This is a genomic window from Reinekea sp., from assembly GCF_982785585.1.
The window spans coordinates 69059-79642 of record NZ_CEYAVF010000012.1; the positions used below are offsets into that span (position 1 = coordinate 69059).

The 10584-nt window shown below is 52.1% G+C and carries 10 protein-coding genes; all 10 read right to left on the minus strand.

Annotated elements, in window-relative coordinates; genetic code table 11:
* Positions 1-24: 24 nt before the first annotated feature.
* Positions 25-1236 carry a DEAD/DEAH box helicase gene (locus tag AC4FIC_RS06865; RefSeq protein WP_100256185.1) on the minus strand — a complete coding sequence of 404 codons (1212 nt, stop codon included), beginning with the start codon at positions 1234-1236 and terminating at the stop codon, positions 25-27.
* A gap of 79 nt (positions 1237-1315) precedes the next feature.
* Complete coding sequence (locus AC4FIC_RS06870) at positions 1316-1903, minus strand: hypothetical protein (RefSeq protein ID WP_145980216.1); 588 nt, start codon at positions 1901-1903, stop codon at positions 1316-1318.
* Positions 1904-1978: 75 nt separating this feature from the next.
* Positions 1979-2797, minus strand: a complete 819-nt coding sequence (locus AC4FIC_RS06875; RefSeq protein ID WP_100256187.1) for a carbohydrate ABC transporter permease — start codon at positions 2795-2797, stop codon at positions 1979-1981.
* The gene (locus AC4FIC_RS06880; RefSeq protein ID WP_100256188.1) at positions 2794-3690 is read right to left on the minus strand and encodes a carbohydrate ABC transporter permease; all 897 of its coding nucleotides are present in this window, start codon (positions 3688-3690) and stop codon (positions 2794-2796) included. The genes AC4FIC_RS06875 and AC4FIC_RS06880 overlap by 4 nt, the downstream gene beginning before the upstream one ends.
* Before the next feature lie 58 nt (positions 3691-3748).
* Positions 3749-5236, minus strand: a complete 1488-nt coding sequence (glpK, locus tag AC4FIC_RS06885; RefSeq protein ID WP_100256189.1) for a glycerol kinase GlpK — start codon at positions 5234-5236, stop codon at positions 3749-3751.
* A 530-nt stretch (positions 5237-5766) separates the two neighbouring features.
* Positions 5767-7497 carry an ABC transporter substrate-binding protein gene (locus AC4FIC_RS06890; RefSeq protein ID WP_287418816.1) on the minus strand — a complete coding sequence of 577 codons (1731 nt, stop codon included), beginning with the start codon at positions 7495-7497 and terminating at the stop codon, positions 5767-5769.
* A gap of 245 nt (positions 7498-7742) precedes the next feature.
* Entirely contained in the window at positions 7743-8015 is a 273-nt protein-coding gene (locus AC4FIC_RS06895) for a DUF2160 domain-containing protein (protein ID WP_100256190.1), read from the minus strand.
* A gap of 58 nt (positions 8016-8073) precedes the next feature.
* The gene (locus AC4FIC_RS06900; RefSeq protein WP_273286508.1) at positions 8074-8880 is read right to left on the minus strand and encodes a carbohydrate ABC transporter permease; all 807 of its coding nucleotides are present in this window, start codon (positions 8878-8880) and stop codon (positions 8074-8076) included.
* 10 nt (positions 8881-8890) lie between these two features.
* On the minus strand, positions 8891-9757 hold the full coding sequence (locus AC4FIC_RS06905) for a carbohydrate ABC transporter permease (RefSeq protein WP_100256192.1): 867 nt from the start codon (positions 9755-9757) through the stop codon (positions 8891-8893).
* Positions 9754-10584, minus strand: an 831-nt coding sequence (locus tag AC4FIC_RS06910) for an ABC transporter ATP-binding protein (protein WP_476195135.1), incomplete at its 5' end; no start/stop codon positions are given. The genes AC4FIC_RS06905 and AC4FIC_RS06910, both read right to left, overlap by 4 nt.

Sequence of the window (10584 nt, forward strand, 5' to 3'; positions counted from 1 at the left end):
TTTTAGCGCCGTTTTAGCGCCGTTTTAGCGCCGTCGGCCCCTGCCGGTGCTCTTGCTTTTGCTGTTCGGGGTCGGTCTGGGTTTTTTACTCCCGGCCGAAAAATCTTGTGATAAATCGGGTTCGTACCCGGGCAACCACTGTTGCAGCAGTCGCGTCGGCAGCAACTTATGGATGTCCTCTAGCAGCCAGCGCTCATCGGCGCTCAACAAGGTAATAGCTACGCCGCTTTCACCGGCCCGACCGGTGCGGCCGATGCGATGAATATAGTCTTCGGCATTGTGCGGCAGCTCGTAGTTGATGACATATTTGAGTTGCTCAATATCCAATCCGCGCGAGGCCACATCGGTGGCCACCAGCGCGCGAACCTGGCCCTGCTTAAAATCTTCCAGTGCTTTCTCACGCGCACCCTGGGATTTATCGCCGTGGATAGACTGGGTCTTGATGCCGTCCTTGGTCATCTCCTTGGCTAGGGCATCGGCGCCGGCCTTGGTGCGGGTAAAGATTAACACCTGGTGCCAGTTGCGCGAGCCAATGAGGAAGGAGGTAATTTCGCGTTTGCGCGCCTTATCGACTTCGTAGGCAATCTGTTCAACTTGCTGCGCGGCGGCGTTGCGGGTATCCACCTCAATCAGCTGGGGATCGTTTAACAGATTTTTGCTCAGCTTGAAGATGGCCTCATCGAAGGTGGCCGAGAACAATAGGGTTTGGCGCGTTTTCGGCGCGGTGACCACGATGCGCTTGATATCATCGATAAAGCCCATGTCGAGCATCCGATCGGATTCATCGAGTACCAGGAATTCTAATTGGCTCAGGGTCACGGTGCCGCGCTTGAGGTGATCGAGCAGCCGACCGGGCGTGGCGACCACTATATCGGCGCCGGCCTGCAACTCGGCCATTTGGGTATTCACGCTGACCCCGCCATAGGTGATGACGGTGCGCAAACCGGTATGGCGACCATAGGCGACAAAGCTCGCACCGACTTGCTGCGCCAGTTCACGGGTCGGTACCAGTATCAAGGCGCGCACGCCTTGGTCCATCGGTTCGGCTAGCTTTTGCAATATCGGCAAGGCGAAGGCCGCGGTCTTACCGGTGCCGGTTTGCGCGCCGGCCATTAAATCCTGGCCGGCCAATATGGCGGGAATTGCCGCCAATTGGATTGGGGTGGGGGCGCGGTAACCTTGATCGGTTACCGCGCTGAGCAGTGCGTTGGTCAGGCCTAAGGCGGAAAATCCCATAAGGTTTGTCTGTGTGAAATAATTGGCCGGATTGTAGCAGATATTAGCCGCCGAACTCGACGGTCTTTTGGCTTAGCCGCTAGAGCGTCAACAGGCCGGTGAGCATCAGAAAGGGGATCAGACTGCTCGCCAGGGCAACGGTCAGGGCAAAGCGGTGCACCTGCATGGTCGACAACGCGCCGGCACTCAAGGCAATCCCGCCACCACCACCGATCAGGATATTGCCGGGAATATTAAATAACAGCGCAACACTCAGATAGGGGTGATTGGCCATGCGCGATAAGCCAAAGGCAACTAGGTGCTGGCGCCATGTGGGCGGACCCTCGGGCGCCGATATCCGAGCGAGTTTGCCGAGCAATCGTTGGATGGGCGCGCTGCGCTTAAAATAGGCACCGAGCAGAAACGCCAGCGACAGGCCGACTACCGTGGCCAACCAAGCGCCGATAATGCCGGGCGCACCAAAGAGCAGCATAATCATCACGCCAATTTCCATACCCGGCATAAAGGGTAGCATCAGGATCAGGCTATAGAGTAAGCAAACAATGATCAGCGCCAATAGGGGTGATATGCCAAGGGATTGAGTGACCAGATGGACCCAATTTGGATTCAGCCAAAGCAACACAATACCGACGGACAGGGTGATTAGGCTGAGAACAGATTTGACCACAGATAACCGACTCAAGATGAGGGGCCGACAGTCTAGCCTAAGTGCTGTGAATCCACAGCACTTAGGTGCAGAGTTTTATTTTACCTGGGCAATCATAAAGCCCTTGGCGATATGGTTGCGCACAAAGTAGATCAACAGCGCGCCGGGCACGATCGAAAACACCGTCATCGCCATGACCAGGCCAACATCGGTTTTAAAACTGAACAGCGCTGAGATCGCCATGCTGATCGGCTTGCCACTGGTCACCGTCAAGATCCGCGCGAATACCACCTCAACCCAGGAAAACAAAAAGCAGAAGAACGCCGCAACCGCGATACCCGGTGCCATCAGCGGGATCAGCTTGCGCATAAAAAATCTCGGAAAAGAATAGCCATCGATAAAGGCGGTCTCATCGATCTCCCGGGGTATGGATGAAATAAAGCCTTCCAACACCCAGATCGCGATGGGGATATTAAACAGGCAGTGTGCCAAGGCAATGGCCAGGGGGGTATTGATCAGACCGACGGCTGAGAAGACTTGAAACACGGGAAAGATCATCACCACCGGTGGCGTCATGCGCAGGGCCAAAAACCCTAGAAACAAATGTTTATCGCCGACAAAGGAATAGCGTGAAAAAGCATAGGCCGCCGGTAAGGCAACCGGGATGGTAATCAAGATGTTAAAAAGCACATAGCTGACCGAACTGAAAATCGCCGCGACCAAATCCTCGTTTTGGGCGATATGCAGGTAGTTGCTCAGGGTGAAGGTGCCCACCGGTAGGTCCGAGCCGCGCAGAGTCGAGTGAAAGCTGATATAGATAACCGGCAACAGGGGCAGCAACATAAAGGCGATATAGAGGCTGGGCGCCAACCAGCGAAAATGTATCGGGTTGTGGCGGCCTAAGGGGGCGATCATGGGCGAGCCTCTGCGGTGGATGACAACGTTGAACTGACCGAGTCAGCTTGTTGAATAGCCAAGGCCGTCTTAAAGAGCCAGGAAACGGTCAGGATAATAATAAAACAGATCACCGAACGCGCCGCGGCGGGGCCATAGTTAAAGGCAAAAATATCTTCGCCTAATTCCATGGCCATAAAGGTGGTGCTGTAACCGGGCCCGCCGGCATTGAGCCGGAAGGCTTCGGTATAGATCATAAAGCTGTCCATAAAGCGCAGTAGAATGGCCATCATTAACACGCTGCTGAGCTTGGGCAATTCGATATAGCGCAGCACCGCCCAGCGCGAGGCGCGGTCGATCGCCGCGGCGTTGTAATAGGCGGCAGGAATGGTAGTCAGACCGGAATAACACAGCAGCACGACCAGGCTGGTCCAATGCCAGACATCCATCAGCACAATGGCGAACCAGGTGTCGATCACCTCAGCCTTCCAGTTGAAATCGATGCCGATGGCCGAGAACGCGCCACCCAGATAGGCCGGGGAAATAAAGGTCTTCCAGATCATCGGGATGATATTCCACGGCACCAGCAAGGGCAATGACATCAGTACCAGGCAAACCGCAACCCAGAGGCTGCGCTTAGGCATTTGAATGGCGATATAGATACCCAGGGGTATCTCAATCAAGAGAATAATGGTCGAAAATAATAGACTGCGGCCAAAGCTGCCCCAGAATCGAGCCGAACCGAGTATTTCTCGATACCACTCGGCTCCAACCCAGAATTTGTAATCCTGGCTGAAGATATCGTGAAACGAATAGTTGACCGTTGTTAGCAAGGGAATAATCGCGACGAAGGCCAATATAACCAATGCTGGTAACACCAGCAGCCAAGCTCGGTTGTCTAATGCTTTAGCCATCTGTGGCGTTACCCTTATAAGTCATCAGCCTGCGCTGATGCGCAGGTTTGGATAGTAGCTATTTACTCTCGAGCTGGACCCGATTGACCGAGGTTTTCCAGCCACTGTAATAGTCATCCCGTTGTGCCTTGCTGATTTGCGGGCTAAAGGTTCGCTCGCACTGCCAAAGCTTCTCCAAGGTTTCTAAGGATTCGAAATAGCCTGCCTGCAAGCCGGCCAGGTAGGCCGCACCGAGCGCGGTGGTCTCGATAATGGTGGGCCGGTCTACGGTGGCACCGAGCATGTCGGCCAAAAACTGCAGAACCCAGTTGTTGACGACCATGCCGCCATCGACGCGCAAGGCGGTAGCGCGTACGCCATCGGATTCCATCGCCTTCTGTAAATCCTTGGTTTGGTAACAGACCGACTGCAGGCCGGCGGTAACAATTTCCTTGATGCCGGTATCGCGCGTCAGACCGAAGATGGCACCGCGCGCCGTGGGATCCCAATAGGGCGCGCCCAGACCGGTAAAGGCCGGTACCAGATAGACACCATGGTTGGCGGCCGTCTGTTCAGCCAAACTTTCGGTTTCGCCGGCATTGCCGATCAGCTTTAAGCCATCGCGCAACCATTGAATGGTGGTGCCGGCGGCAAAGATGCTGCCTTCTAGGGCATAGCAGGTCTCACCCTTGAGTCGATAGGCGACCGTAGTCAACAGGCGACTCTCGGACGTCAACGCCTTGGTGCCGGTGTTGAGCATCAGAAAACAGCCCGTGCCATAGGTGCTCTTGGCCATTCCAGGGCGGAAACAGGTTTGCCCGAATAACGCGGCCTGTTGATCGCCGGCCACGCCATTGATCGGGATGCCGGCGCCAAAAATACTCGGATCGGTGATGCCGAAGTCGGCCGATGAGTCCATTACTTCGGGCAGTAGGCTTGCGGGTATATTAAACAGCTCGAGCAATTCGCTGTCCCATTCTTGCTTGTGGATATTGAATATCAGGGTTCGGGAGGCATTGGTGGCATCGGTACGATGGACGGCGCCACAGGTTAAATGCCAGATTAGATAGCTGTCGACCGTGCCGAAGGCGAGCTCGCCGCGTTCGGCCCGTTCTTGAGCGCCCGGCACCTGATCGAGTATCCAACGAATTTTGGTCGCCGAAAAATAGGGGTCGATCAACAGACCGGTTTTAGCATTAATTAGGCCTTCATGCCCGGCCGCCTTGAGAGTTTCGCAATAGGCGCTGGTACGGCGATCTTGCCAAACAATGGCGCGATAGATCGGTACGCCGGTGGCACGATCCCAAATAAGCGTGGTTTCACGCTGGTTGGTGATGCCGATGGTTCCGATCTGCTCGGGTTGAATAGCGGCCTCAGCGAAAACCTTGGCACAGGTGCTCAACACCGACTGCCAGAGATCCTCCGGCTCGTGTTCAACCCAGCCGTCTTGCGGAAAATGCTGCGGGAACTCTTCTTGCGCTGAGTGGCAGATTGTCCCCTCGGTGCTGAATAAGATCGAGCGGGTGCTGGTGGTGCCTTGATCGATGGATAAAATATATTTTTTCATTGCCGATCCTGAATTAATTCAAAGTTGTTATTTTTATTGAAATTAGGTGCAGTGGCCATCTTAGGTCTTAACCTAAGCGTGGAGCAATTTAATTAGGCCGATCTGTCATCTTATCCCAACCGAGTAAAGCAGCGCAACGAACAGTCCGAGTTGGCTATCGTCCGATGACGCCCGGTATAGAGTAGGGCGGCGGCTGATGTTCCGGGCCAACATGGGTGTTGGCTAAGGTCGTGCAAACTGGCGTCAATCGGATTTGCCAGGGTTATATCGTGAGCCTGCGACAGCAAAGCGTTATGGAGCTAATGTTGTTCACTGCCGAAGGTAATAAATTAGGTCGAAAATTCCAGATAATCGTATTCTGTCGTTCTAAGGGTGAATCTGTAATGTTGAAATCGTACTGGTGAACTGGCTCATAATTGTGAGCTTTTAAGGGTGCGGACACTAGGTCTTGGTCGAGTTAAAGTGGTGGGCGCCACAAGGGCGCCCGCCACTCTTATTACCTCAGGAGAAAACCTGGGGTGAGATCTAACTTACTGCTTCCAGCTTTCTAGCAGAGTGTCATAGTCGATTGTCTTACCTTGAGGCTTCTCGTTGGCCAATTTGGCCTTAGGAGCACCTGGCTGGTTCAGCCAATAGCTAGCATCTACTTCGTCGTTCATCTTAGGTCCGCAAGCACCCTGTACACCAGAACGTTCGATACGTGACATAACTTTATCTTGAGCTTCAGCTAAACCGTCCAACGCTTCCTGTGGAGTGGAATCGCCGCTGGCTGCTTCAGCAATATACTGCCACCAAAGCTGAGCCATTTTCGGGTAATCCGGAATGTTGGTACCAGTAGGCGTCCATTGGACACGTGCTGGGCTACGGTAAAACTCAACCAATCCACCCAATTTCGGAGCGGCGTCGGTCATAGCTTGTGAGTTAATATCTGACTCACGGATAGGTGTTAAGCCAACCAAGGTCTTCTTCAGAGAAACGGTCTTAGACACAGTGAACTGTGCATACAACCAAGCGGCCAGACGACGGTCATCCGGAGTAGAGTTCAGGAAAGTCCAAGAACCAGTATCCTGGTAACCCAACTTCATGCCTTCTTCCCAGTAAGGGCCCTTAGGAGATGGAGCCATACGCCATTTTGGTGTGCCATCTGCGTTTACAACCGGCAGACCAACAGAGTTCATGCTGGCGGTGAAGGCTGTATACCAGAAGATTTGCTGCGCAATAGCGCCCTGAGCAGGTACCGGTCCAGCTTCGCCAAAGGTCATGCCTTGAGCTTCTGGTGGTGCATACTTCTTCATCCAATCAACATACTTAGTTGTGGCATACACAGCGGCTGGGCCGTTGGTAGCACCACCACGGGTAACACTTGAACCGACTGGGTTACAACCGTCTACACGGACGCCCCATTCGTCAACTGGTAAACCGTTTGGAATACCTTTGTCACCAGCGCCTGCCATGGAGAACCAAGCGTCAGTGAAACGCCAGCCCAGGGAAGGATCTTTCTTGCCATAATCCATGTGACCATAAACACGCTTGCCGTCTATTTCTTTCACATGTACTGAGAAGAACTCAGCAATATCTTCATAGGCAGACCAGTTAGTTGGTACACCTAAGCCATAGCCGTAGATAGATTTGAATTGTGCTTTCAAGTCATCACGAGCAAACCAGTCAGCACGGAACCAGTAAAGGTTGGCGAACTGTTGGTCGGGCAGTTGGTAAAGCTTACCGTCTGGACCGGTTGTGAAAGACAAACCGATAAAGTCAGGCAGATCCAATGTTGGCAAAGTGAAGTCTTTACCGTCACCAGCGATCATGTCGGAAATAGCAACTACTTTACCATAACGGAAGTGGGTACCGATCAGGTCAGAGTCGTTGATGTAGGCATCGTAAATATTACGATCTGATTGCATTTGCGTTTGCAGTTTTTCAACAACATCGCCTTCGCCGATCAAATCGTGAACGATGGTAATACCCGTGATTTCAGCAAAAGCCTTAGCCAGAACGTTAGACTCATATTCATGCGTAGCAATGGTCTCGGATGCGACGTTAATAGTCATTCCGCGGAACGGCTTGGCCGTTTCGGTGAACCAGGCCATTTCTTTCTCTTGCTGAGCTTTAGTCAGAGTAGAGGTGCCGAATTCTTTTGTTAACCATTGGTCTGCCGCATCTGAGTATTGGTCTGCATGAGCAGTCATGCCTAGGGTCGCTGCTGAGATCGCTGCGCTAAGCAGGATTCGCATCGGTAGTTTCTTATTGTTGTACATAGTCAACCTCGTATGTTTAAAGCGTTTAGGCATCCCGAATATAGAGCTGTTCGGTTTACCCGTTCTTTAGCTGTCAGCAGAGCTGACGATGGTCACTCGACCCGGCTGGCCCAGAATCCCTACGCGACCTTGGCTTGTCGTTTGGGGACCCTGGAGCCGGGGTGGGTCAAGACTTTCTATTGCGCTGCCCAAGTTCGGCGACGCAATGTTGAGTTCGTATCGGGCGTGGTTATCACGCCTTTTTTTTAACCCCAGCGTATAAGGCTGACAACCCAGGCGATGCAAAAGAGCAACGGTATAATCAGGGTTGCTTCTAGCAGGCCAACATATAGTAAGTGTATGTAAGCACTGCTGATCAGGCCGATAAAGAGTCGGTCGCCGCGCGTGGTGGATATGGGTAGAAACCCTTTGCGTTCAACGCAGGGGCTCTTGAGCTCCCAAATTGTCATGCATAATAAGATCAAGGCGATTGTGATAAAAAAGCCTGCTGTCACCGGTGTCCATGCCATCCAGTTCATAATTTTTGTCCTACCATCAAATTCAAGTTAACAGTCATTGGTGCTTGGTTTTAACCAACTACACCCGGCCCAGAGCGAAACCTTTTGCAACGTGGTTACGAACTAACCAGATGACCAAGATGCCCGGCAGGATGGTTAACACCCCAGCGGCCGCCAACAGGCCCCAGTCGATGCCCTCTGCTGAAATGGTTCGGGTCATCACTGCACCAATGGGCTTAGCTTCGGTCGCCGTCAAGGTGCGTGCCAGCAACAGTTCGACCCAAGAGAACAGGAAGCTGAAGAAGGCGGTAACACCGATGCCAGAGCGAATCATGGGCAGAAAGATACGGATAAAGAAGCGTTGGAAACTGTAGCCATCGATAAAGGCGGTCTCGTCGATCTCACGTGGCACACCAGACATAAAGCCTTCTAAAATCCACACCGCCAAGGGTACGCTAAACAGACAATGCGACAGTGCAACGGCCAGGTGGGTATCGAACAGGCCCACCGACGAATAGAGCTGGAAAAAGGGCAGTAAGAACACCGCAGGTGGTGCCATACGATTGGTCAGCAACCAGAAGAACAGGTGCTTATCACCGACAAACTTGTAACGGCTGAAGGCATAGGCGGCTGGTAACGCAACCGTCAAGGTGATCGCCATATTCAGCGCCACATAGATCAGTGAGTTGACATAACCCATGTACCAGCTTGGATCGGTAAAGATGGTGATGTAGTTGTCAAAGGTGAAGTTGCTGGGCCACAGAGTCAGGCCACTCAATACTTCTCCTTTGTGCTTAAAGGACATGTTCAACAGCCAATAGATCGGCACTAGTAGAAACAAGACGTAGAGGCTTAGGCCGGCAACTTTGCTTTTAGAATAATTCATCATAAGCCCCTTATTTATCCTTATCCATTTCACTGATGGTGGTAAAGAACAACCAAGACACCAGCAAAACAATTAAAAAGTAGATCAGTGAGAAGGCAGCCGCCGGCCCGAGATCGAATTGACCGATGGCCATCTTGGTCAGGGTCTGGCTGAGAAAGGTCGTTGAACTACCTGGGCCGCCGCCGGTTAGTACAAAGGGCTCGCTGTAGATCATGAAGCTGTCCATAAAACGCAGCAGGGTACCAATGACTAATACACTGCGGAGTCGAGGCAGTTGGATGTAGCGAAACACAGCCCATTTGGAGGCTCTATCGATAGCGGCCGCCTGATAGAAGGCATCGGGGATGGCGCGTAAACCGGAGTAGCACAGCAGTGCGACCAACGGTGTCCAATGCCAAACATCCATAAGCACTACGGTCACCCAAGCGTCAACGGGATTGGCCGCGTAGTTGTAATCGATGCCCAGTTGGTTCAAGCCCCAGCCGAGCAGACCAACGTCGGTTCGACCAAATATTTTCCAAATGGTACCGACAACATTGCCCGGGATGAGTAGCGGAATGGCGACCACGATCAGGCTGACAGACGCCATGGTGCCCTTAGTCGGCATCATTAAAGCAATGGCGATACCGAGTGGGATTTCAATAGCCAAAACGGTAAAGGAAAAGATAAATTGGCGCAGCAAGGATTCCTGCAGTCGTTCATTTAATAAGACTTCGCGATACCACTCCACACCTACGAATACAGCATGATCGGCGTCAAAAATATCCTGAACCGAGTAGTTTACAACCGTCATTAACGGAATGATGGCCGAGAAGGCAACCAGTAAGAAGACCGGTAAGACCAGCCACCAGGCTTTGTTATTCTCTACCTTACTCATACGAGCTCCTCCCCAATCAGATATTCATCGACGTAAATTTTCAACCATTGCTCGGGAAAGCTGATATAAGCTTTTTGCTGTGGTACCGCATGATCTTCATCTAAACGTGCTTTGATGATTTGCTGGCCGAGCTTCATGGTCAGGATCTTGTAGGTGCCGAGATCTTCAACGTGCTGAACTTCACATTCATAGCCATTTTCTGACGGCTTATCCCAAACGTGAACAAACTCAGGTCGGATGCCAACCTTGATGTTTTTGCTAGGTACCTTGGCGAGCATCGCTTTTCGAGCATCGGACAGTTCAATTTCTATACCATCGAAGCTCACTCCGTTAGCTGTAGTTTGAACTTCAAGTAGATTCATACCAGGGCTGCCAATAAAATAGCCGACGAAGGTATGGTTCGGGTTTTCAAACAGCTCCCGAGGGGTGCCGAACTGCACAATCTGACCGCCGTACATAACCGCGATCTTTTCTGCGAAGGTAGACGCCTCCAGCTGATCGTGGGTCACATAAATCATGGTGAGATTGAATTGCTCGTGAATCTGCTTGAGCTTACGACGCAGTTTCCATTTTAACTGGGGATCGATAACGGTGAGCGGTTCATCGAACAAAATCGCCGACACATCGTCACGAACCAGACCGCGGCCCATGGAAACCTTTTGTTTCTCATCGGCGCTTAAGTTTTTTGCTTTCTTATTTAGCACTGGATGTAATTCGAGAATTTCAGCGATCTCATGTACCTTGCTCATGACCTTGGCTTCAGCAATTTTCATATTGCGCAGCGGGAAGGCCAGGTTGTCGAACACAGTCATCGAGTCATAGATCAC